General features: G+C 45.9%; 20 protein-coding genes and 1 riboswitch. Of the genes, 14 read left to right on the plus strand and 6 right to left on the minus strand.

Going from position 1 to position 24,137, the window contains the following annotated elements; genetic code table 11:
- From ACHZCX_RS04630 to ACHZCX_RS04640, 3 genes are all read right to left on the minus strand, one after another.
- A partial coding sequence (locus ACHZCX_RS04630; RefSeq protein WP_319586064.1) for an NPCBM/NEW2 domain-containing protein occupies positions 1-1,975 on the minus strand: 1,975 nt, incomplete at its 3' end.
- A 139-nt stretch (positions 1,976-2,114) separates the two neighbouring features.
- The gene (locus ACHZCX_RS04635) at positions 2,115-2,426 is read right to left on the minus strand and encodes a hypothetical protein (RefSeq protein ID WP_319586065.1); all 312 of its coding nucleotides are present in this window, start codon (positions 2,424-2,426) and stop codon (positions 2,115-2,117) included.
- Positions 2,427-2,630: 204 nt separating this feature from the next.
- Positions 2,631-3,446, minus strand: a complete 816-nt coding sequence (locus ACHZCX_RS04640; RefSeq protein ID WP_319586066.1) for a sugar phosphate isomerase/epimerase family protein — start codon at positions 3,444-3,446, stop codon at positions 2,631-2,633.
- A gap of 149 nt (positions 3,447-3,595) precedes the next feature.
- Between ACHZCX_RS04640 and ACHZCX_RS04645 the strand changes: the two genes are divergently transcribed.
- Positions 3,596-4,162 carry a hypothetical protein gene (locus ACHZCX_RS04645; protein ID WP_319586067.1) on the plus strand — a complete coding sequence of 189 codons (567 nt, stop codon included), beginning with the start codon at positions 3,596-3,598 and terminating at the stop codon, positions 4,160-4,162.
- 210 nt (positions 4,163-4,372) lie between these two features.
- Here ACHZCX_RS04645 and ACHZCX_RS04650 read toward each other — a convergent pair whose 3' ends face one another.
- A complete protein-coding gene (locus ACHZCX_RS04650) occupies positions 4,373-5,227 on the minus strand; it encodes a hypothetical protein (RefSeq protein WP_319586068.1) in 855 nt (284 codons plus the stop codon).
- A gap of 567 nt (positions 5,228-5,794) precedes the next feature.
- Here ACHZCX_RS04650 and aroB point away from each other — a divergent pair.
- The 10 genes from aroB to ACHZCX_RS04700 all read left to right on the plus strand — a co-directional run bounded on the left by aroB (position 5,795) and on the right by ACHZCX_RS04700 (position 17,656).
- Positions 5,795-6,886: a 3-dehydroquinate synthase gene (aroB, locus tag ACHZCX_RS04655; RefSeq protein WP_319586069.1), complete on the plus strand. Its 1,092-nt coding sequence runs from the start codon at positions 5,795-5,797 to the stop codon at positions 6,884-6,886.
- Between the two features lie 40 nt (positions 6,887-6,926).
- Positions 6,927-7,178: a hypothetical protein gene (locus ACHZCX_RS04660; protein WP_319586070.1), complete on the plus strand. Its 252-nt coding sequence runs from the start codon at positions 6,927-6,929 to the stop codon at positions 7,176-7,178.
- 23 nt (positions 7,179-7,201) lie between these two features.
- Complete coding sequence (locus ACHZCX_RS04665; protein WP_319586071.1) at positions 7,202-8,905, plus strand: protein kinase; 1,704 nt, start codon at positions 7,202-7,204, stop codon at positions 8,903-8,905.
- A complete protein-coding gene (gene rpe / locus ACHZCX_RS04670) occupies positions 8,902-9,564 on the plus strand; it encodes a ribulose-phosphate 3-epimerase (protein ID WP_319586072.1) in 663 nt (220 codons plus the stop codon). Before ACHZCX_RS04665 ends, rpe begins: the two co-directional genes overlap by 4 nt.
- A gap of 251 nt (positions 9,565-9,815) precedes the next feature.
- Positions 9,816-10,418, plus strand: coding sequence for a DUF6144 family protein (locus tag ACHZCX_RS04675; protein ID WP_319586073.1), 603 nt, complete (start codon positions 9,816-9,818; stop codon positions 10,416-10,418).
- 220 nt (positions 10,419-10,638) lie between these two features.
- The gene (locus ACHZCX_RS04680; RefSeq protein WP_319586074.1) at positions 10,639-13,089 is read left to right on the plus strand and encodes a beta-galactosidase; all 2,451 of its coding nucleotides are present in this window, start codon (positions 10,639-10,641) and stop codon (positions 13,087-13,089) included.
- 71 nt (positions 13,090-13,160) lie between these two features.
- The gene (locus tag ACHZCX_RS04685) at positions 13,161-16,094 is read left to right on the plus strand and encodes a glycoside hydrolase family 38 C-terminal domain-containing protein (RefSeq protein ID WP_319586075.1); all 2,934 of its coding nucleotides are present in this window, start codon (positions 13,161-13,163) and stop codon (positions 16,092-16,094) included.
- A gap of 210 nt (positions 16,095-16,304) precedes the next feature.
- Positions 16,305-16,934, plus strand: a complete 630-nt coding sequence (locus tag ACHZCX_RS04690; protein ID WP_319586076.1) for a hypothetical protein — start codon at positions 16,305-16,307, stop codon at positions 16,932-16,934.
- Positions 16,935-17,102: 168 nt separating this feature from the next.
- Positions 17,103-17,372, plus strand: a complete 270-nt coding sequence (locus ACHZCX_RS04695) for a type II toxin-antitoxin system Phd/YefM family antitoxin (protein WP_319586077.1) — start codon at positions 17,103-17,105, stop codon at positions 17,370-17,372.
- Positions 17,369-17,656, plus strand: a complete 288-nt coding sequence (locus ACHZCX_RS04700) for a type II toxin-antitoxin system RelE/ParE family toxin (RefSeq protein WP_319586078.1) — start codon at positions 17,369-17,371, stop codon at positions 17,654-17,656. The genes ACHZCX_RS04695 and ACHZCX_RS04700 overlap by 4 nt, the downstream gene beginning before the upstream one ends.
- Before the next feature lie 136 nt (positions 17,657-17,792).
- On the opposite strand, the gene ACHZCX_RS04705 is transcribed toward ACHZCX_RS04700, so the two are convergent.
- Together ACHZCX_RS04705 and ACHZCX_RS04710 are read right to left on the minus strand one after the other, a co-directional pair.
- Positions 17,793-19,103: a hypothetical protein gene (locus ACHZCX_RS04705; RefSeq protein ID WP_319586079.1), complete on the minus strand. Its 1,311-nt coding sequence runs from the start codon at positions 19,101-19,103 to the stop codon at positions 17,793-17,795.
- Positions 19,104-19,382: 279 nt separating this feature from the next.
- Positions 19,383-20,417 carry a uroporphyrinogen decarboxylase family protein gene (locus ACHZCX_RS04710; RefSeq protein WP_319586080.1) on the minus strand — a complete coding sequence of 345 codons (1,035 nt, stop codon included), beginning with the start codon at positions 20,415-20,417 and terminating at the stop codon, positions 19,383-19,385.
- A 335-nt stretch (positions 20,418-20,752) separates the two neighbouring features.
- Here ACHZCX_RS04710 and deoC point away from each other — a divergent pair, with 335 nt between their 5' ends.
- The 3 genes from deoC to ACHZCX_RS04725 all read left to right on the plus strand — a co-directional run bounded on the left by deoC (position 20,753) and on the right by ACHZCX_RS04725 (position 24,078).
- Positions 20,753-21,466 carry a deoxyribose-phosphate aldolase gene (deoC, locus tag ACHZCX_RS04715; RefSeq protein ID WP_319586081.1) on the plus strand — a complete coding sequence of 238 codons (714 nt, stop codon included), beginning with the start codon at positions 20,753-20,755 and terminating at the stop codon, positions 21,464-21,466.
- Positions 21,467-21,545: 79 nt separating this feature from the next.
- Positions 21,546-22,895, plus strand: a complete 1,350-nt coding sequence (locus tag ACHZCX_RS04720; RefSeq protein ID WP_319586082.1) for an ISKra4 family transposase — start codon at positions 21,546-21,548, stop codon at positions 22,893-22,895.
- A 73-nt stretch (positions 22,896-22,968) separates the two neighbouring features.
- Positions 22,969-23,055: riboswitch (NiCo riboswitch) on the plus strand.
- 51 nt (positions 23,056-23,106) lie between these two features.
- Positions 23,107-24,078, plus strand: coding sequence for a cation diffusion facilitator family transporter (locus ACHZCX_RS04725; protein ID WP_319586083.1), 972 nt, complete (start codon positions 23,107-23,109; stop codon positions 24,076-24,078).
- Positions 24,079-24,137: the final 59 nt, after the last annotated feature.

Here is a 24,137-nt window from a genome sequence, read left to right on the forward strand (position 1 = left end):
CAACATCATAATCGAACCAGTAATCGCTATCCTGGTGCGCGTTCATGCGGGTGATAGTCTCCAGGTCGATGCGGCGTCCTCCGCTTGCGCACTCCTCCATGAAGGCATCTGGCCATGTGGTTCGGATTCTGTCCCAGTATGCGTAAAGTCCCTCAATGTACTTCATCTCAGTTATGCCCTGGCGGTTCGGGGCATCGTTGAATCGCCAGAATGGAAGCGGATCCATATTGAAATCCTGACGGTAGACGCGAAATCCGGGCAGATCCATATACCCCTTCACGATGTCGAAGAAGTAGTCCTGCACATCTTTCAACCCGAAGTCGAGTAGATAGGTACCGTTCGGACCTGCCATGGCTCCCAGTACCCATTCCGGATGCTCTCGGTGGACGGTAGTATCTGCCATGACGCGCTCCGGCTCAAACCACAGGCCGTAGATCATGTTGTTATCTTTTGCAGCCTGTGCCACCGGATCCATCCCTTGAGGATATGCATCCTTGCGAGCATCCCAGTTGCCGGCACCCATTGGCCAGCCACCCGTGAACCATCCGGCATCGGTCATCAGTGCTTCCAGTCCGAGTTTGGCGTATGCCTTGATAAGGGATATCTGATTCTCCGCATTGCACTCATTCAGCCATCCGCCGCCGCGGGTAAAGCATGTGTTGCAGAAAGGCGTCGGGGGACTCGGTTTCCCGTTTCGAGGTGCCGAGTAGTGCTTGTAGATGAGCTGCCTGAACTGGGCATTGCTCTCCAGGGTGTCTCCCTGCCATTGGAAGACGAGGATGCGGGGGGTACGGACTCTCTCCCCCGGATGCAGGATGAAGTTGGTCTTCTCGAGTCCTGCCGTCATGTGGAGTGTCTCGTTGTCAACCGTCTCAATCCGCGATGCCCATTGCCCCGACCATCCAACCGCAACGATGATGGAGCCATCGCCGGTTTCCACCTTGTAGAACGGGAAGTCTTTGTTTGATGAGCGTCCACCTCCTCCACTGAGGGTTTGTGCGCCGTTATTGTCTAAAGGCTTGATACTCACTTCATAATCGGTGGGGGTGGATTGTGCGCCGTTTGTGTAGTGGAAGATGTATGGCGTCTTGGGTTTCATCGGCGACTTCATGCCGATATCCATCGCCTGTAGGTCACTGATGATCGGCGTATCAGACATGCCGGTGTTCTCCACATAGAGAAGCCATTCTGCCGCTGGGTAGTCGCTGAACTTCACAGCCTCCCAGGTGAGTCTCAATCCGGTAGATGCGTCGGTCCATGTGGTGATGAGTTTGGTTCGGTCTGCATCCAGCTTCTCCGAATGGGATTCTTTACTCCAGGTCGGGAGCAGGTCATCGCTGGATTTACCGCCATATGTGAAGGAGAACGGATATGCCGAAAGCGCCGCGGGGATGACTCCCTGTTTGATGTCGTCGAGATACAATTTGGATCCCTCCTGTGTGGTGATATATGCGTCAGCCCAGTCGGCGTGATCCCATGCAGGGCCATCTCCGCCATCGCCGACCAGCAAGTCGAGGATCTTGGCACCATTCACCTTGACATCGATGCGCTCCGGCTCTTCACCGACCTTCAGCACACCGGTCTTGTGCAGAACCTTGCCGTCGACTGACACAGCGAAATCCACAGAGCCGAGTCCGCCTTGTGCTGGTGATGTCTTGTTCACGCCGACCATTGCGCTGAAACCGGTAATCGGGATCGGCGAATAGATGCGAATCTGGCTGAACGAGTGCGTCCCAAGCCCGCGTGTGAACTCCCGTGAGCCGATCTTCAGCGGTGTCTTGACCACCGACTTCCCAACTTGCAGAGTTTCGTAATCCTGCCGAGTGAGTTGCAGTATCGGAGAATTGTCTACCCTTGGGATGTTATACGGTACCTTAAACAAGGTCTCCGTGATCAACTTCCCGGCAGATGCCCCGGTGACAGCGGAGCCCATGATGATTGGAATCAGAATCCCCGCGAGAATAAAATGCTTCATGTTTTTCCTCTTTTGTTGTTGATGAGAGCCAGTAAAAGTCGCTCCTCGGAAAGGTGAGGTTCTAGCTGCCTCTCAACCTGCGAAATGCGCCTTGATCTAAGTGATATAGTAGTGATGGCGAAGCTCCTTCTGAGCCGTATTAGTGATGACTGAAAACCCATATCATGACATTCAAAAACCCCGCGACGATAATCAACATTCCGACTATCGGGATGCCGACTTCCCAATCACCAGGTTTCCTTGGATGTTTGGGTTTATACCAGGCAAACGCCAGTTGCGTGACTCCCGGCAGAGTGTTCGTAATGAGAGTTACAAGCATAAAGAATCCTGGTTTCTCTTGCATGATCTTCATTTCGGACAGCCATTCATAGTCCGCTCCCAACCCGGCAACCAAGAACAAGATACCAAACATCCATCCGTAGGGAATACGCTTCATGATATTAGTCTTCATCGTATTCGACCTTTCTGTCATGCGGGTGGTATTCAAATTTAAAATCCATCTGCATGAACTTCACTATATCTTTCTCATGATGACGTCATCTGGGACAAATAGGACTTATAAGACCTATAGAATCCAAACCACCTCAGCCAGTCACCCCTTAAGCTCTCAGCCTTCAGTCTTCAGCCTGGCATACCACCCCAAAATCTCTACAGACTAAACCCCTAACAACCTCTTCAGCGCCTGAGATGCTCTTCGGAACTGGTCTGGGCCGCTGAATCCATACATCTGGCCGACATATGCCAGATGTGGTTCCAGTGACAGGAATCCGTTGTAATTTCGGGCACGCAGATCTGCAAGAAGCTCGGGGATGAATCCCTGTCCTTCACCTGCTGGAGTCACGATCGGCTTCCCTGCCTCTCGAGTGGCGTCTTTGATATGGACGTGCCGCACGTATTTTGAAACCAGATCGTATGCTGCCGGATAGGGTTCCACGCCGACGAATATGTAGTTCGCAGGGTCGTAGCATGCCATCAAGCTGTCCATCCCGACACTCTCGATGATGTCGAGGTTCCGCTCACCGGTGTCGCCGTAGATGCCGGATTCGTTCTCATGCACCAGTAGGACATTCTCCTGCGTGGCGATTTCAGCCATCGAAGTCATCCGGCGCATCACTTCGTCACGATGCTTCGCGGGGTCGTCACCTTCCGGGATGTAGAATGAGAAGACGCGCACCATATCTGTATCGAACGAATGCGCCATCCTGACGGCTATCCTAAACCGTGTCAAGTGCACGTCGAAGTCATCCAGCACACTGACCTTCCCAATCGGGGAGCCGATCACCGCAATCCCGATGTTGCTCCCCTTGATGGTCTTCTTGATGCGTGAAACTTCATCATCAGTAAAGTCCAGCACATTCTTTCCCCAAACCCCTCGAAGTTCGATGTGTGTTATTCCTTCTGACTTTAGAACATCGACCTGCTCATTCAGGTCGGGCGATATTTCATCGGCAAATGCAGATAGTTTGAACATAATTTTCACCTCGAATATACTATAACGGAAAGAGGATTGTGTTTGTCAAGCAAATCTTGAAACATGAATGCTTTATTTGACGTTATAATAGAAGGAATTCACTGAAGAAGCGGTGAATAATGCAATAGGAATCTACAGGAGGTTACCAGATGAGCAGAAAGATGATACGAACGATTCTACTATCGGTTACGCTTACCGCAGTATTAGCGGCATCACAGGTTTCAGCACAGTATAATTATACTAACAGCAGCAGTAGTGATAAAAAAAGCACTGCCAACATTTTCCTGGCGAGTGACACAAAAACAAATGAATCCGGTTATGGGGTGTCGCTTACATTAAAAGATGACCCAACCGCCGCGATGACTTATGTGCATTTTGAAAATTTTGATGTATTTCAAGTATCAAAGTCTCAATCAACACACTTGGGTGGATTTCCGGTAAATGTTGGAGTAGTTTTGGGTTATGCGAACAATCGAGTCGACAACACACCGGTTTTAGGCATTGAAGGGATAAAGCCACTTGCGGCAGGTGACAGTGCAGATCGTCCGAATGGCTTGCTTACAGGTATGGAAGCATCTGTGAGTCTTGGCAAACCTACGGGTGGTTTCTCTATTGACTTACGGGCAAGTTCGATGTCCAAAAATGCTAATCCGATAAAGTGGATTTCCGATCCGGATCTGTTATGGGTAGGCGCAGGAATTACTTTAAAATATTAACTGTAAATTGCATGTTGAATTGAGGGAGAGGAACTTGTTTCCTCTCCTTTTTTTTCGTAGAAGCAATCGATTTTCATTCTTTTATACGAGTATATACCTGAGACTGATTAGCATGTGCGGCAGCGCTGGTAACGCCTCGCATTTTCGAGTTCAGGCATAAAAATAACCTGCACTAGATTTTTAGCATCCAGTGCAGGTCAGATTGTTTACCTAAAACGAATAGGAACCGCCTATAATCGCTTTTCCATCTAGTAAAGCTGCATCAACTGTGAATGCATCTGAGATTTTTGCCGATGCGCCAACTGACACTAAAGATCCATCTTCTGCGCCAAGTCGGTAAACGCCGCCTCTCACAGTATATTTACCATCATTGAGTTTATATTCACCACCTAAACAGAATGATACATCCTGATTAGAAGCATTGAATAAATCATATACATCTGCTGTTAACACCAGTTTGTCAGATGCGTGATATGCTATACCAGGACGAACATTACGTACCCACTTGATTAGATCTTGCCCTTCTACTTTTTCTGTTGGTTCATTTACATCTTGAATTAATATTCCCCAACTGGTTTTATCATTAATCTTCTGCAGGAATGAAATATCAATCCCAATACCGCCATCAGTTTTTATTGTATTATCAGATATTGAGAATCTGGTGGAATGTTTTTTGATATTGGCGCCAACTGCTATTTTATCGCTTATTCTGTAAGCAACTGATCCCTGGATTAAGAACTGCTGCATTGAATCGTCTGCGCCATCAACGAACTTGTTGTATCCTATAATGTTTACTCCAACTGCGTATTTCTCTCCGGCAGGTTGCGCATAGGAAAGGTTGCTTTTATAATTGATTTCATCGCTAAGAATTAGCATTCCTTTTACTTCTTTCTTTTCAAGAAATGCTAATCCGGCAGGATTCCAATATGTCGCATCTGCATCATCTGCCAGACCGATGAATGCGCCTCCCATTCCAAGCTGCCGTGCGCCTACGCATGAAATTGCAGGCTGCATAATAACTAATAACAACCCTAACAACGCTAAACAAATAGTGATTCTCTTCAACTTACTCTCCTTTTTTATTATATGCACATGAGTGATATGCCTGTTTAATGGATCGCCCTGCGAATATTATATATTTGCATCAGAATAATTCGGTTTTCATTAGATTATTAGTTTACAAAATCATGTCAGGTGAAAATCTGTTTATCTATATAATAACCAACTGATATCTAAACTATGGTTTCAAGTAATTTTTTGATAAATCATTCTATGCAGCAATATATTATCACGATTCAGAAAAATGTCAATTGATAATATGTGAATATTTTAATAATTTATTGGTTAATTATACATAAATACCATGTAGGTGATTCGATTAGATACGAAAATGATTTAAATGCTACCTTAGAGTATCTTTCACCCCACTTCGGGGATTCTTAATATCCAAAATGCTATTTTGGACAGGTATGACATTCGCTGCCGCGAACACTCAGCATGAGACGGGTGGCTGATATCGCTGCTGGAGATATTTACCTCCTCAGTGAACACACACCTGTAAAAACCAACAATATTTGCACCTGAGCATCCCTCGTGGTAGAATACCTCTATATTGAATCAATGAGCGTATGAATGAAAACAATCACAATTGATCTGGATGAACGAAGCTACAATATCCATATAGGAACAGGTGCGCTAGATAATGCCGGTTCTATCATTGCAGAAGTATGCAATGGAAAAAAAGCGGCGGTTGTAACCAACACTGCAATCGGTAAACTGTATGCGGAACGATTGACCGGCGGTTTAGAGAATGCGGGTATCACTTCGAATGTTATCAGCGTCCCTGCCGGTGAACGGTTCAAAACTTTGAAGACGGTCGCAAGGATCTATGAAAAGTTCCTGGATGAGAAAATCGACCGCTCATGTATGGCGGTTGGTCTTGGCGGCGGCATTGTTGGTGATATGACCGGTTTCGCGGCCGCGACATGGTTGAGGGGGATTGACTTCATCCAGGTTCCGACATCGCTGCTTGCACAGGTAGATGCCAGTGTTGGCGGGAAGACCGGTGTTAACCTTTCAAGAGGGAAAAACCTCGCAGGCGCATTTCATCAACCAAAGGCAGTAATCATCGATGTATCGGTTTTGAATACTCTTCCACCCCGAGAATTCCGTTCCGGCTTGGCGGAGGTTGTTAAACATGGTATAATTCGTGATAGAAACTACTTTGAATATATTGAGAACAATCTTAACAGCGTAATGAGCCTTGATCCGGTTGCTCTTGAACATATTGTATCTGTGTCATGTATGATAAAAGCTGATGTAGTTCGACAGGATGAGCGTGAATCAGGACTGCGGCGTATATTGAATTACGGACATACTGTTGCACATGCTGTAGAGCGATTAACAGGTTACCGCAGGTACAAGCATGGAGAAGCAGTCGCAATCGGGATGGTAACAGCATCATGCGCGGCAGATATTATCTATGGATCTAGTACCGGAATGACTGACAGAATTGTAAACCTGCTTAAGGCGATAGGATTACCATATAGATGTCCGCCGGATGTAAGCCACGATGATATTCTTGCCGCAATGGGACTTGATAAGAAAGTGTCAAACGGGAAATTGAATGCGGTGATTTCGGTTGAAATCGGAACAGCGTATGTTGACGATTCTATATCGCAGAACCAATGGCTTGCCGCACTGGATCGTCAATCGCAGCTTTAGTTATCATAAGATTTTTGATGTTTCTTTGGAAGCAATGTGAATGAGTAAAGTAAAAAATAATCTAAAGATTGATAATACTAGCCGCAAATCATCAACAAGCTACATATGGGATGCTTTGATCACCTTCTGGCTGATCATCGTGATGATGCAATATATCACCAGATATTATATCTTGATACCGGACGTAGATTACAGCATCGCATACATCATAATGATGATTGTAACGGCTGTATTTGCTGTTGTTAAACTGGCAGCGTATGTCATATCAAGAAAACAGGATCGCGGCAAATAACTGATTTGCCCGGAGGTAATGAATTGGTTGGCGAATTGCTAAAGTATCGATACAGGATTCTAGAGAAAGAAGCAGATGAAGATCTATTTTCTGTATATAAATGCGACGATTTAATCGGCAAACGCACTGTAACCGCAAAAATACTTATTCCGCAATATGCATCCAACCGTGCCTTCGTCGACCAGATATTGAAAGATGCACAATCGCTTGAAGAAGTGATTCATCCCGGGATAGTGCGGACGTTTGATCATGGTGAAGAAAATGGTAGAGTTTTCATCATAACGGAGCATGTAAACGGCATTACTCTTGATGCGCATATCAAGAAAAGCGCGCCATACCCAATCCCTACCGTACTGGATATTGCATCAGCTATTTGCAGTGTTATCGATTATATGCAGAATCAGGGCTTCATCCATGGCGATCTAAGACCGGCGAACATTATGGTTACTTCTGAAGGGCAGATAAAGATCGCAAACTTCTGGCTCAGTAAAGCTGCCGCATCATCCCAGACAATAAGAACAAATCTCTTGATGCGTTCGGTACATTATATGTCGCCGGAGACAGCCTCGGGACAAACTGCTTCAACTTCATCTGATATATATTCACTTGGGGTGATAGTGTTCCAGCTGATTACGGGTAAACTGCCGTATGAAGGTGATACTCCCATGTCAGTCGCGATGAAGCATGCCGATGAACCAATTCCAAATATCAGAGTATTAAGTCCCGGCATATCTAAAGGCCTCGAATCGATAATCATCAGAGCGATGCAGAAAACTCCGGCAGGCAGATATAAATCGCCCAAAGAGATGCTCAGTGCGCTGGCAAATGAAAAGAATCCAAAGAAAACGTCGCTTACATCAAATAATAATAAGATTTCTCCTAAGATTGAACCTGAAGATGATTCAGATGAATATGAATATGTTACAGATCCTCCTGCGCTGCTTATTATTCGAAAGACATTACTCATACTTGTACTCATAATCATTGTTGCCGCAGCCGGAATTGGTGCATATTTTTATACAAAACCTGCTGATGTAATTGTACCGGATTTGGTCGGAAAAACGGTCGGGGATGCACAAGGGATCGCATCTCAATCGGGATTGAACGTTACCACCAACATGGAGCAGTATAATGAGAAATTCCCGGAAGGAACCATATACTTCACCACGCCTTTAGCAGGGAGAACAATTAAAAAAGGCAAAGATATTGAAATATGGGTGAGCAAAGGATCGAGGTATGCACAAGTTCCTGCTCTGGAAGATACACCTCTCGAAGATGCTCAGAAGAATATCATACAAGCCGGTCTCGCTGTTGGTGATGTAACTGATGAATATAATGATAAAGTACCGATGGGCAATGTGATCAAACAGAAGCCCGCATCAGGCACAAAACTGGATAAAGATTCAAAAGTAGATCTCATCTACAGTCTAGGACCTAAAACTCCTGATGAAACATCAAGCACAATTGAGGAAACACCTTCTACAAACGGTGGTTCGGATCAGTCATCAGGCAAACCAAGGTCGTTTGATGTGAAATTCAAAGTGCCGCCCGGATCAAATCAACAAAATGTAGAGATCGCTGTTGTTGACGATTATGGTGAAAACATCGTATTCACAGAAGTAAAAGCACCTGGTGATGCTGTAGATCAGACAGTCGAAGGCGTAGGAAGTAAAATAAAAATTCGTATTTACATAGACGGCAAGTTAGTTAAAGAGGAGCGTAAATGAAAATTCAGATATCACCGTCCCTTCTATCGGCGGATTTCAGCAACCTTGAACGAGATGTAAGAGCAGTAACCGCCGCAGGAGCAGATAGTCTTCATCTGGATGTTATGGATGGCAGGTTCGTGCCTAACATTACATTCGGCATACCTGTAATCAAACGGCTGAGAGATAAAACTGATATCCCGCTGATCGCACATCTGATGATCGTGCATCCTGAAGATATATTGAATGAGTTTGTGAAAATCGGGTGCGATTCAGTCGTGGTGCATGTTGAAGCATCAACACACCTTCACCGCACATTGCAGCAGATTCGTGAGGCAGGAGCAAAAGCTGGAGTTGCATTGAATCCTCATACACCGTTATGCATGATTGAAAATGTTATGGACTGCCTCGATGAAATCTTGATTATGAGCGTCAATCCTGGATTTGGCGGGCAGGCATTCATCACATCTGCGCTTCCAAAGATCAAAGCGGCAAGGCAGATGGTGGAGCAAAGCGGGAGAGATATCGATATATCGGTTGATGGGGGTGTAAACCTGGAAACATGTTCGCTCGTTGCATCAGCCGGTGCGAATGTCCTCATTGCCGGATCATATGTATTCGACTGCCCAACCGGCGTCGATTACGCGATTAACACCCTCCGTGAGAAGTGTGAAAGCTGAGGCTGTTTGAAAAAAGTGCATTTCCACAGAATGAGTAGATTAGGTCATTAGCCGTATAACACACCCGTCAAGTGCTGAGTGTTCGCCGCAGCGAAAGTATCGAAGCATGGAATCTATGTCACTAGTAGTACCCTTCGATACAATCTGCCTGCGGGCAGATCACTCAGGGTAGACGGTTTGAATTCATAACAAAAATCTACACCTAATTTCGATTTACTTGCATGATAGAAAACTGATAAACAAGAACCTGTATGAATCAGAAGGTGATCCAGATGGCCGAATATGAATATGGACGCATGACAGTGTTGGCACACGCGCTGGCAAAGGCTGGGATCGACAATGAGATCGCTGCCCGAATCATGGAGGGCGGCGAGAAGATCCTCAAGAGTTCTTCGTCAAAGAAGAAGGCTGAATGGATGAAATCCGCCATGGACCGCATGGATATGCTGCTGGATGAAGAGACACGGCATGCCGTCCGTGAGGGTTGTGCGTGCTGCCTCAAGGGGAAGCGTCAGGAGATCACCAAAGAGATAGCGGCGAAATATGAGACGCTTGATGAGCGGATTGCGGCCTCAAATGAAGCCAAATATGTTTTCGGTGATAGCGTGACCATGCTGGATGACGGGCAGATACTTGTGCGGTTCGCTCCTGAAGGCCTCGAGAGCTACCGATGCGTCTGCATCCCTCAGGCTAACGGACCTGTCTCTATCACCTACTGCTACTGCTGCGGCGGGCATGCGAAACATCACCTTCAGACAGCTCTTGGATGTAAACTCTCGCTCACGGTGCGGTCATCGGCTCTGGCCAGTGAAGGTAAAGAATCGTGCACGTTCCTATTCAAAATTGTCGAGTAAACCGCCGAATTGAATTCACAAGATATGGGTTGAGTGCCTTCGAACGCCATCTTTCGATACATCCGTCCGCCGAAGGCGGAATACTCAGGATTAAACGGGTGCTCTTGTATCCTCCACCTTATATTCAAAGTATGCCTATGGGCTGGAGGTCTTCTTGATTCCTCGATCTGCATTGTTCTCAATTACATGCGTACTACTCTGCCTATCGTCTGCATTGAGCATGCCCACTATCAGCTACACTGCGCTGTCAGATGCCGCGCAGAGATCAGGACAACTCAAGCTGTATGACAAGGTGCCGATGAAGAACGGCTCCATCGCTATCGGTGACTGCCGTCTTGATTATGCGATTCCGGCAAAGTCTCGTGCGTATGATGTCATTCCTATACACTACAAACTCTCCCAACCGGCAGCATCACGCCGGACTGCAATATCGGTAGTGGCATATGAAAATACTGACAAATCGAAGAACACTCCGCTGTATGATATGTCGATCCCCGGCGATCTCAAGGTGAAGATAGAGTATCTTGGCAGTGTGAGCGCCGATTATCAGCGTGACAAATACATCCCGCTTACCGCCGATCCCAAGACACCCATCAGTCCATTCCCCCCATTTAAACGAGATTCTATGGTGCGGTCGTCAACAATTCGAGAGGCTCATCTCATCTGGTTCAAGGTGAGAATCACAAACACTGGCAACACCATCCTCGATCCTGAAGGGTTCGGTGCAAGCTTCTCGCAAACCACAATCACAAAGCTGGATTCCGCCGGCAACCAGGAATGGGTGAACGGCACGGTTAACCTCTTTGAGCGCCAACTGAAATATATATACCCGGGTGAATCTGTTGAGCAGTGGGTAGCGTTGTGGTCGCCTCAATTTGGGGAATACAACCTCGGACTGAAGGAGGGAAGCTACCTTCTGAGGGTCCAGATGCTCTACCGATATCATAAGGAGTACAACTGGGGGACAAACATCTGGGCGGGCGGGGAGTTTGCGCGGCTCGAGGTGCCGATTAGGGTGACCAAATCCGGCGGATATACACCGGTTAAAAGCACCTGCACAATCACCGATACGGGCGAGAAGATGCCCGGATATGTGAACACCTTCGAAGAGTTCATGACATCTTTCAAAATATTTGAACCGGTTGAAAAACCGCTAACACAGCAGGGAACCATCTATCTGCAGGTTGCCCCATGGACGAAGAAGGTCGTCATTAAGCTGATGCAGACCAATCCTCAGCAGATATCGGTTGCCAAAATCCCAGTCTCGATTTCTGATGAAACCCTGGATGTAAAGTATAACCCCAAAAATGTGATGGTGATTAAAGAGAACGGACGTGAAGATCCGGTGTTTGTAGTTCAGGCGATGCCGGGGATGCGAACCGGATTCCAGCTTGGTCCTTATGTTGAGAAGGATTTGATGAAACAGATTCGTGAGATGAAGTCGCTTGGTGTTAACTTGATTGCAAACACAAGCGGCGGATGGTGGACCGGGGAGCTGACCGATCCGAAGAGCTTCAACATGTGTGCTGCCCAATACAAGTACTTCTATGACGTGCTGGCTCGCGAAGCAGGAATGAAACTCGAGGGATGGAGCGTATATCCGCCGTCAGGTGAAGGATGGTATACAAACGCCGAACCTCTTCTGGGTAGGAAGATAACATATTCGAAATCCTCAAATGCATCTGGTTTTAGTTCCGGCGTTGATATGGGCGATCCGATTGCGCCGGAAGTGCTCGCTGCATGGGTGAAATACCAGTATCAGCGATGGGGCGACATGTGGTTCAAGACATCGGATGGACGCGTTCCCGTTGATATTGAAGACTCATGGGGCTGGCTGAGGGACGACATCAACACCAGATATGCATCCGGACCGCTGGCTCTCGATAAATTCCGCAAATGGGTAGCGCAGAAGTATTCGAATATCGAGAATGTGAATACTGCATGGAAATCCACATACAAGTCTTTCGATGAGATCGACCCGCAGGCGAACCAGGGTATAGAAGGCGATGGCATCAATTATGGAACCGGGGTTTTCAACAACCCGAACAATCCCTTTCATGACTGGAGCACCGCGACAGAGGACTGGGATACTTTCCGCACTGAGCTCAGGATGCAGATCCTTGAGGAATCGCTCAAAATCATACGGAAGACAATCCCCGGAGCCGAATGGTGCATCCGGTCTGAAGGCGCGAATCTGCCTATACGCGGCGATGGGAAATCGGATGATATGCACTGGCGCCATGTCTACTACTCCCAGCGCAGAAACGCTATGGTCTATGATGTTGCGAAGAAATCCGATGCACTTGGCTTCTACAGCGACTACACGACCCTTCCATACACCGAAGCCGAGTGGCGTCAGGCGATGCGCGAGATGGTGGGCGACGGTATCATTCCGATGTTCCTGCCTCAGTTCGACCACATGCGCGACATCCTGCTCAACCAGTATTATGGCAGGGAATACAAGATGCACTACAACCTCGATGCACCCAGCAAGGGGATGATGATCCACTGTCTGACGGCAGCATATCCCTGGTGGAAGGCGACATATGAGGAAGGCGGAGCACCCGGCATCATCTGGTCGGACTACCTGTGCGACGGTTTTGCGACCGAAACCCAGAAGCGTGAACTCAAGCTTCTGAGAGAACATTTCAATTCTATGAAGCTTAAATAATTGTAAAATATGTATAATAGCAATAAGCCATACTTTTAGATTACCTAACTGATTAATTCAAGGAGATTTTAATGGATTTTTTACACAAATTCGACAAATTGATGGTAGAGATCGATACATCAAATTTTGCATCTACACCTGCATGTAAGCGATTTCGTCATGAACTTCATTTCGCACGGATGTTCAGTGATCTATTTGCAGATACCAGAGATCAATGGAATGATCTCATCATCAATGCGATGAAGAGTTTTACTAAGACAATCGCAAACGGCGGCAGTTTTGATCTGGACGGCGCAGTTGCACAGGCGGAATCAATAATGGCGCCGATTGGGAAAGCTGCTAAGGAGTATACAATACATTGTTGCGGTCATGCGCATATAGATATGGACTGGATGTGGCCATTTCCGGAGACAGTCAGCATCTGCCATGACACATTCTCTACTGTTGATAAACTGATGGATGAGTTCCCGGATTTTAAATTCAGCCAGAGCCAGATATCTGTTTATGAGGCAATGGAGGAGTATTCACCTGAAGTTTTCGAGAGAATCAAACAGAGGATTGCAGAAGGCAGATGGGAACCGGTTGCAACTCAGTGGGTTGAAGGCGATAAAAACATGGCATCCGGCGAGATCATATGCCGGCATCTCCTTTATTCAAAGCGCTATATGAATAAGAAGTTTGGCATTCCTTATGATCAGGTGAAAATTACATGGGAACCTGATACATTCGGTCACGCCTGGACTTTGCCGTCTATACTCTCCAGAGGCGGTGTTACAAGATATGGATATGGTAGAATGGCTCCTGATAAGTGGCTGTTCTGGTGGAAGTCGCCGGATGGGTCAAAACTCCTGAGCTTTTTCTACAATAAGCTGCCCGGATTCAGCGTAGATTTACCAATCGATTATATCTCCACATCGCTTGCAGATTATATCAAAGAAAATGGGTTGAAAGACTTCCTTGTGTTTTATGGAGTGGGAGATCATGGCGGTGGACCTACCCGTCAGATGATTATGAAAGCGCTTGAGGCAGATTCGTGGCCGATATTCCCAGCTTATAAACTCTCAACAATGGATGACTACTATTCATCAGTAGAGGCTCAAGACCTTAGCCATCTATTTGTTCTTGATGATGAGATCAACTTTGTCTTCGATGGCTGCTGGACATCAGAGAGCAGTATAAAACACGCAAACCGCGTAAGTGAAAACATAATCCCCGAAGTTGAGGCGTTATCACTGATCGCAGGTCGGTTGTCGGATTTCCAATATCCATCGGAGAAACTGGAGAAAGCCTGGCGCATGGCAATGTTCAATCAGTTCCATGATATCCTCCCTGGATCCGGAATACATGCTACATATCGCCGTGCAGAGGGTCAGTTCCAGGAGATACAATCGATCACTGAGATGATCCGAGCAAGAGCACTCAAGCAACTCGCTCGAAAAATTGACACCAGCAAGACATTCGGGATTGAACTGCCATCAGGAGATCAGGGTTCCGGCGTTGGACCTGGAATCGGTGGAGGCGCAGGTGATCTGGGTACAATGGGCGGAGTTTCAGCATGGGGTGCAGGGTCTGTCGCAGGCGATCCATTCCTGATTTACAACCAGATGCCGTTTGCCAGATCAGAGATGGTTGCAGCACGTGTCTGGAACAAAGAGATTCCTCATGATATGATCACTGTTCGAGGTTCAGATGGTTCATCGGTTGCTGGGCAGGTTATTGAGACCGGCAATTACTGGCTTTATCATAATTACATCACCGTCCTTTTCCCGGCAGATAATGTTCCCGGCATGGGATATAAAACATATATCATCGAACGCGATCCGTCTCCGAAGAAGCCGGAAGGAGTTAGTTTTACATCACCATCAGTGATGGAGAACGAATATCTAAAAGTTGAATTCGATATGAATTCAGGCGGAATCGTTCACCTAATCGATAAGGCTACCGGATATGATTATGTGCCTGATGGCGAGATGATGGGGATACTGGAATACTGCCATGAAGCCACAAATCCAATGTCATCATGGACCATCGGACCGCTTATGAGTGTTACTAAACTTATTGATGAAGGGAAGCTTATCGATAGATGGCAGGGATTTGATCTGCCTTGTGATGGAGGGTTACCGTTCAGCTTCGGCAGGACAGAGAATCCATTTCCACCAACCGATTACTCGCAGAAGGGACCGTATAGATGCTCTGCGAAATTTGGCCGCGATGTAAAGGGATCAAGAATCTGGGTGGAAGTTGGATTGAATGCCGGAAGCAGAATGGTGGATTTCCGAGTAATTGCAGACTGGCGTGAGATAGGTACTCCTGCATTGGGTGTTCCTATGCTCAGAATGGCATTCCCTGTCCAGATATCAGATTCTAAAGGCGCATATGAAATTCCATTTGGTAGTATTGAACGCAAACCTGATGGCAGAGAAGTCCCGGCATTGAAATGGGCGGATCTTTCAGGCGAGAAGATCAATGCGGACGGGCAATGCGGTATCACTATGGTAAATGCCGATAAATACGGTCATAATGCCGATGGAAATACGCTGCGGTTGACATTGATCAGATCAAGCTTCAATCCTGATCCTGTACCGGAAGTTAAACGACATGATATTAGATTCGCCATTATTGCACATGATGGATTGTGCGATGTTTCTGATGCGATTAATGAAGGATCGGCATTCAACTTGCCGATGTCCATACTCAGCACGGATATCCATACCGGTGATCTCCCAGGCGAAATGGGTTTTGTCGAAGAGTTAACGCCAAATGTAAAAGTCGCCGCAGTTAAGAAAGCAGAAGATTCAGATGCAGTAATCATAAGGCTGTTTGAATCGGATGGAATTGATACTGAAGGTGAAGTCCGGATTTCAAATCTGGCAGTCACTAACGCATCTGCTCAGGAAGTAGATATCATGGAATGTCCATTACCTGCATCATCGGCGAAGATGGATGGCGATATTCTGAAAGTGAGATTACCGGCACATGGGATTGTAACAGTCAAGATTGGCTGATAGAATGAAGATTATCAGATAATGAATTCGTATATCCTGATGATTAAGGTATCACGCCATTATCAGGAATATTAATAAGTGACAGATGAATGTAGAGACTGAAAAACTATTTTCTTGACTTTAATGTATTCAGTTAGATATACTCAATTTGTTCAAAAACTCATCATTCTGATATAATTTAGCTAGCAACGAATAACAGGAGGCGCTGGAATGACAAATCAGGTAGATTTAAAGGCATTATGGGAGAAAGTTGAAGATAATGTAAAACAAAAAGTCATTCATCCCACTCTTTGGCGTACACTTGAATTAGCAGTACCGGTTATCATCGAAGATAGCTTTTTTGTAGTTGGATTTACTCCAACGAATTTTAATATGAGCGGGCATCTTACAGTTCCTGAGCATAGAAACGCGATCGAATCTGCTCTGGAGGCATACAGTGGAACAAGGCTTTTCCTGAGAGTTATCGAAGGACAGACAGTAGCTGACTGGAAGAATGTAAAAATAAAGGAAGCTGATGCCGAACGACTTGCTGATGCAAAACAGAAGAAGCGCGAAAAAGAATCTGCAATCACTAAAACATGGGAAGGATTGTATGAGCAGGTCGGACGAGGTTATGCGAATCTGCCTCTCAGGCAGCTTCCTCAAGCCAGAGCGAGATTTATCGAATCTGTGATTGAAGATATTTCAGATGCAATGGATGATCTGATTCCTGAAGGCGGCCAAGTAGATGAGCTTACAGAGAGATCGCTTGCGAGAGTAATCGACCGAGCCGGTTCATTGACTGACGTTCCGCCTGCGATGATCGCTCTTGAGTTGAAACGATTCCGCGAGAGAAAATAGGCGTTTATCAAAAAATTCAATCAGTGGATAGATTCAAAAAGAGGGGCTAACGCTCCTCTTTTTTTGTTTGCCTGCTTATTCATTATTATTGCAATATGCACATTATTGAAGTATACTAAACACGTGAAGCCTGTGGTTCACGGGATTTAAATGCAGGAGGGCATTAGTTTGACTACAGTAACATCTGAAGAAGTAAGAGATGGTCTTGGAGAGTTAATCAACAGGGTTCATTATCTTCATGAACGATTGAAAGTTACGCGTCGAGGCGTTCCTGTAGCCGCGCTGGTCCCTTTAGAAGATCTGGAGTTTCTTGAACAGGTTCTTGATATAATCGAAGATACTCGAGACCTTCCTACAATCAGAGAACGCCTACAGCGATTCGAGGAAACAGGTGAGGGTATCTCCTGGAAGCAGATCAAAGCGGATTCCGGTTTATGAGTTACGAAGTGATCTTTGACCCGGACGCTGCCCGGGAGTTCAATAAGCTGCCTCATGCACAGAAAAAACGCATTGGAGAGCTTCTTGACGATCTTTCAGAGAAGCCAAGACCATCAGTATCTGAAAAGTTGACCGAGGTAGATGCATATAGAATTCGTGTGGGTGATTATCGGATTATATACGCCATCAGAGATGAATCTTTAGTTGTTCTTATTGTTAAGGTTGGAAATCGCAGAGATGTATACAAAGACATCGGTATTATCAATAAGCGATTGAAGAAATGATCGATAACAATGAAACCGTATTCCATTTATGAATAACTCTAAACGAAGGATAAGTGTTTGTTGTATCGCACTTATCCTTCGTTTAGATATGAACTGCTTTTAATGTCAATTGGTCTGAGAATTGATCTGCAATATTTCACAAAGATTTATTTTTGATCAGCTCCAGGCGCTCTTTCAATCGAGAAAGGTATTTCGGCGCAGGTTCAGGAAGAGCAAAGAGTGGTTTATCTCTTGGCACAATCCTCGCCAGTTTCGCGAGTGCCATATCTGCCGATTGTATGTTGCATTCATAATTGGGCAACTGCCGTTCTTTCGGAAGCTTTCTCTGCCAGTTGCTGTTGTTCTCAATGAATCGAAGAATCTGTGCAAGCGATGCCCATGTAGAGTCATCGGCAACGCATTTGGCATATTCATCGATAACCATCGCAGGTGTGGCGTCAGGATCGTTGCAGAACCTGCCGAATGCGTAGGTGTTCGGAGCTTTTGCCAGATATCCGGCATAACTCCAGCTCCCCATGATCCCTGTCATGCCGATTGCACGCATCTCAGACACCAGTTTATATATGTAACGCGTTTCTGACTGGGGTAAGGGTAGAATAGATCCATCCGGACCGACATCGCCGTCATCTGCTTCATCTAGAAGGAAGTATGGCCATGCCCAAATGCGGGTGGTCCCTTTATTTTTTAGCATCTTTACATCGTCTGCCGTGGGGAATGGTTCCGGATTAATTCCATCTCTGCTGTAGTTCCGCAATGCCATCGCCCGGTAGTAGTTATGACCTGCCAACTCTACTCCGATTTTTGATCCGATAAAGTCTTTCTCGTTGATGATGATTTTGGTAAGCTCTGTTTCTTTCAGCCACCATTCAGATGAACCGCACCCCAAGTCGGGATACTGCCACATTGTGATCGCCCATGGATTCACATTGAATACGGCATGAGGTGCCTCACGTTTTACAACTTCATGAACTCGTTTCGCCATAGTGATCCAATCCTGAACCGTTGCCGGACCCAGGTCAGACGGCACACCGCCGGGATCTCCACCCAGGAACGAGAAACTGTCTGCATTGTGGAGCGCTTTGACGGTTTTAGCTAAGAACATCAATCGTTCCTGCATGGCTGCTTCATCGCTTGGATGAAATTTTGTTCCTATGCCGCTTGGTTCAAGATCTTGAGGGCCTTTCCACTGGCGGATGTTCGCGAATAGCAGCACATTAGTTTTAAATCCATCTTTCTTTGCCTTATCTATACCTGCCGCCATACCCTTGTAGTAAGAGTCATGCAGATTGAGGTTGCGGCACCACCCCAAATCGCAGAACTGGAGTGTGTTTATTCCACATGACTTCCAGAACGCATGCTGGTCCGGAGTATCGGTCCAGATGTAAAGTCCAACAGTATCAAATCCTGATTTCTTGTTTGAATTGCCGATTTTAGATTCAGATCCCAAAACAGCGCCTCCTATAATAATTAGAAACAGTAAAACGAAAACAAAACGATTTATCAAAATACTTACCTTCTTAGATAATGTAGTTGCTTCGGTAGCTTGCTCCCGAAGCCTCTGATACCAGAACAGATTTTAACATGGATAGGCAGGATTGACAGGATACGAGACATCAGTTGTAAACCAGGTAACTTGTCCCGATGCTTTATAGAACCAGCCTTGGTGTGTTTAACCAGCTTTAGTGCGTTGAGCTTCGGGAGCGAGCTGCCGAAGCAATTGGGTCTTCTATATAAATATCCGTTCATGAGCGGTTCTCAGGGCTCTCACGGTCTCATCTTCAATTATATCGCCTGCCTCACCTACCCAAAGATGAGAGATATGAGTTGTCGGAGCGGCACCGTCTACCATACAACCGATTAGATTATCTACCTCGGATGTTGTTTTCCCTTCAACATCCGGCGCATTGACGATCATTGAGAAAGGTGTATCAGGAAATGCATCCCTGATTGCCTTGTAGTTGCTTCCTCCGCCGATATCAAGGCTGTCAGGTGTCAGTTCTTTGTACAACTCAATGTAGTTGTCGAACACGCCGCAGTGGTGCAGGTGGAAAGCCGCGACCTGGCTTCTGACCCATTTGTCGACCGGTAAAATGACTTCCCGATACAGTTTAGGTGAGAACATAATTGCGGGACAGTTGCCGTAACCGAAACTGATATTTTCCAGTGGAAATTCAACTGGTGCAACAAACGCTGATAGCTCTTTATACAGGCGGAACTCTGTCTCAGCTATGACCATCAGCACATGCTGAGCTGTTTCCGGTTCTGCGGCACATGCCATCAGGAACTCCTCGCCGAACACATTCACGGCTACATTAATCGGGCTTCCGGTGTTGATTCCTCCATGACAGAAACCGTATTTCCTAATCAAAACTTTCGCTTCTGAAAGAGATCTCTGAATGACGGGATTCGTATTGAAATCAGGAACCTGTAGATGCCGCATATCTTCAATGGTTGAATTCAATGCAATCGATGCAGGCGCCTGGTCTGAGTGATAAGATATCTCACAGCCAAACAGAGCTGGCATGAAGTAGTTCCCATATGCATCGCTGAACACAGGCGCAGGTCCCGGATCAGCACATCCCAATCCAACGTCACTGAATCTATCATATTGAAGACGTGTCATTTCACGATTGCGTTCCACCCGACTGATGGGGTCATCCCATGTTTCAGCAGAGAAGTCCATTCCGTAATAACGGTTGAACCATGTTGGGGCAAAAGTCACGATAACCGGTTGAATCGATCCTGCTTGTGAATTATGCATAATGCATCAGCGCCTCATAAAGGATAATTACCAATACGGTATAATACCATAAATTTCCACAGAATAACACAAGAAAATACATAAGACAACTAATGGCAATTAGCGCAAATAGGGATTATATATCGAAGAAGTATCCGTAAGCAAAAACACTCAAATTAAGACAGATTTTTCTCAATCCAACGAAATGAAATTCACATTCAAGGGAAAACTATCCTAAAAAAGGGCGATATTTGATATTTTATGATGGTTTGCAGTAATATATATGAGTTCTGCATATAAATACGGCGGGGTTTTATACCTGTTCGTAAATGAATTATTTTTTCGGGGTGGTCTGGTTGTACACCAAAGAGCAATTCTGCAAGTTAATTGATAATACATTCTTAAGACCTACAGGCACAAAAGAAGATATCATCAGATTTTGCGATGAGTGCAGGAAATATCATTTTGCGGCGGCTGTTGTTTTTCCGTTCTGGTTGCCGTTGGTCTCTAGCGAGCTTGAAGACAGTGATGTAAAAGTATGCACACCGATAGGGTTTCCATATGGCGCCATATCTCGTGCATCAAAAGTTCATGAAGCAAGGAACGCCGTTGCTAACGGAGCTGATGAACTTGATATTGTAATTAATGTTGGCGCCTTAAAATCCGGTGATTACGACTTTGTAAGGCGGGAGATATCTGATATCGTGAGCGCCGCAAATATATCCGGCATGACACAAGATGCAAAACGCACACTGATCAAAGTCATCATCGAAACCCCTTATTTGACAGACCGCGAAAAGATCATCGCATGCAGGATCGCCCTTGAAGCAGGAGCCGATTTCATTAAAACATCTACGGGTACCGCACCCAATGGAGCGACAGTAGAAGACATCAAACTGATACGCAGCATTACAGGACCGGCAATCGGTGTGAAAGCAGCAGGCGGCATAAGAACGCTGGATCATGCGATCAACCTCCTCGACTCAGGCGCCAACAGGCTTGGAACAAGCGCAGGAGTTGCGTTGGTACAAGCTTACAAGCCGGATGAGATATTGAAAACATCAAGATAGATTTGAAATAATTATCTTGTTTGAAACGGGTGCGACCGAGTTTTGTGGGTAGTAAGAAATAAAGGAATCTCCTTCTATAATGGAGAATTATATTGTAGCCAAACAAATAATTCCAAAGGAGATTCCCAAGGCTATGATTACACATGAGAAGCATAACTCCCTTCTTGAGGCGGTAAGAGATTTTGCGATTAATCATCTGAATACGACGGATATAACCACTGCCGAGAACGAGATACAGAATATCCTGCGAATCATCGGCAATACTATGATGCAGGAGGTAGCGGGGAAGATGAGTGGGAATCCCACATATAGAGGAGTCAGGATAAGTTGTGAATGCGGGAAAGAAGCCGATTTCAAGGACTACCGCAAGCGTTGGATAAGAACGCTCCATGGGGATGTGGAAGTGTTTCGGGGATACTACCGGTGCCGCGAATGCCATCGCACATATAATCCATGGGATATAGAGCAGGGACTGAATAATAGAGTATGGAGTCCCAGAGTGAAGGCATTTGTGGCAACTGTCTGTGCCGATCTACCATATAAAGCGGCTATGCATCTGGTGGAATTAGCCACAGGACTAGTGATAGAAGAGAGCAGCGGAGAGGAGATAGTGCGTGATATCGGCATTAGACTCCGCATTGAAGAAGAAAAGGCAATCATCGCAGCGGTAGATACGGGCGAAGAAGCTATTACTGATGCATCTCTAGACAGGCTCTATATCGGTATCGATGCTGCAAAAGCACACACAGATGGAGCCTGGCATGATATCAAGACCGCGGTGATATATGAAGGCAAAAGACTTGATGGCGCTGAGACAGACACCGTAAGCAACTCACGGTTTATAGCTGCGCAAGAGAAGAGTGAGGATTTTGGCAGACGGATATACACAAAGGCGATGCATGCCGGATATGACAAGGCTCGTGAGTGCGTGGTGTTGGCTGATGGAGGTGAATGGATATGGAACGAGGTAAGAAATCACTTTCCGAAAAGTATTAAGATCCTCGACTACTTCCATGCCTGCGAACATATATACAGTCTTGCCGCAGAGTTATATGGAGAGGGAAACCCAAAGGGGACTCGCTGGGCAAAGGAGCACTGTGAGAAATTGAAGAATCAGGGTCCCAAGAGCCTGCTCAATGCAATCAAGCGGCGTAAACCCAAAGATGAGTCGAGTCGGGAAGCATTACGCTTGGAAGGCGGTTATTTCAGAAAGTATCGCAAATACATGAATTACCCGGCATATAGAGCAAAAGGCATGATGATTGGCAGCGGACCTGTAGAATCCGCCTGCAAAGTAGTGGTGGGTCAAAGAATGAAGTTGGCGGGAATGCGGTGGACAAAGGATGGTGCTGATGTAGTGCTGGCCATAAGAACGGCGCTTCTTTCCAACGAGCTTGAGCGCATAGAAGCCGCTTCACGAGCAGCGTAGACCGTGTTCTACCCACTTTGTGGAATTCCACCCGTTTGAAACTCACATCTTGACACATTAACATATTTTTCATATACTAATCGCAGATCAGGCGGTCTTCAATTTTAAGAGGATGCGGCCGGGCGGTATGCAGCAGGAATCAAAACCCTGTGGGACAGTATAATGTCTCGCAGGGTTTTTTGTCGCATATTACATATCAAAGAGGTTTTTAATGACAGGTTCAAACCGCAAAGCGTCTGTGGCGATGCTCTCTATCATCTCAAATACGTCGCTTGTCATATTTAAGATAGTAATCGGTGTTTTCATTGGGTCTGTATCGGTTATTTCAGAGGCAATCCACTCAGGGGTAGACCTTGTCGCTGCGATTATCGCATATTTTGCGGTGAAAACATCGGGGAAAGCGGCTGACGAAGACCACCCATTTGGACATGGCAAGGCTGAAAACATATCTGGCACTGTGGAAGCTCTGCTGATATTCGTGGCTGCTTTATGGATCATTTATGAAGCGGTCCATAAGCTGATGAAACCAACAACCATCGAAGCGGCTGGATGGGGTGTGGGTATTATGCTGTTATCAGCGCTTGTGAATCTATTTGTATCATCACGTTTGTTCAAAGTTGGCAAAGCGACTGATTCTGTGGCGCTGCAAGCCGATGCTTGGCATTTGCGTACCGATGTATATACATCGGCAGGAGTAATGGCCGGTTTGGCGATATATATGATTGCCAAGAAGATATTCCCAGATGCCGATATAAGATGGATCGACCCTGTAGCTGCGATTGCTGTGGCGCTTCTTATCATAAAAGCAGCATATGATTTAACTGTAGAATCTGCTCGAGACCTAATGGATGTAAGTCTTCCGGTAGAGGAAGAAAAATGGATCCGCGATTATATGGCAGGCAAAGCAGGAGTCATCTGCGGATTCCATCACCTTCGCACACGCAAAGCCGGATCAAACCGGTTCATCGACGTTCATATCACTGTAGAAGCAAATATGAGCGTTGAGGAATCACACGCGATCTGCGAAGATATAACCGAACATATAACAGCACATTTCCCGGAATGCAGCGTGCATGTACATGTAGAACCGTGCAATTACACATGTACAGATAACTGTATAAGCGGATGCATGATGGGTAAAGAATATCGGGATAATAAATATCGGATTGGTATTCTCAAATAAAATGTCAGAACTGGTTGAGCAAATGTTTTGAATTATATATAATTGCGGTAGACAGAGTA

Source organism: uncultured Desulfobulbus sp. (assembly GCF_963662935.2).
In the GTDB taxonomy this organism is placed as follows: Bacteria; Desulfobacterota; Desulfobulbia; order Desulfobulbales; family Desulfobulbaceae; genus Desulfobulbus.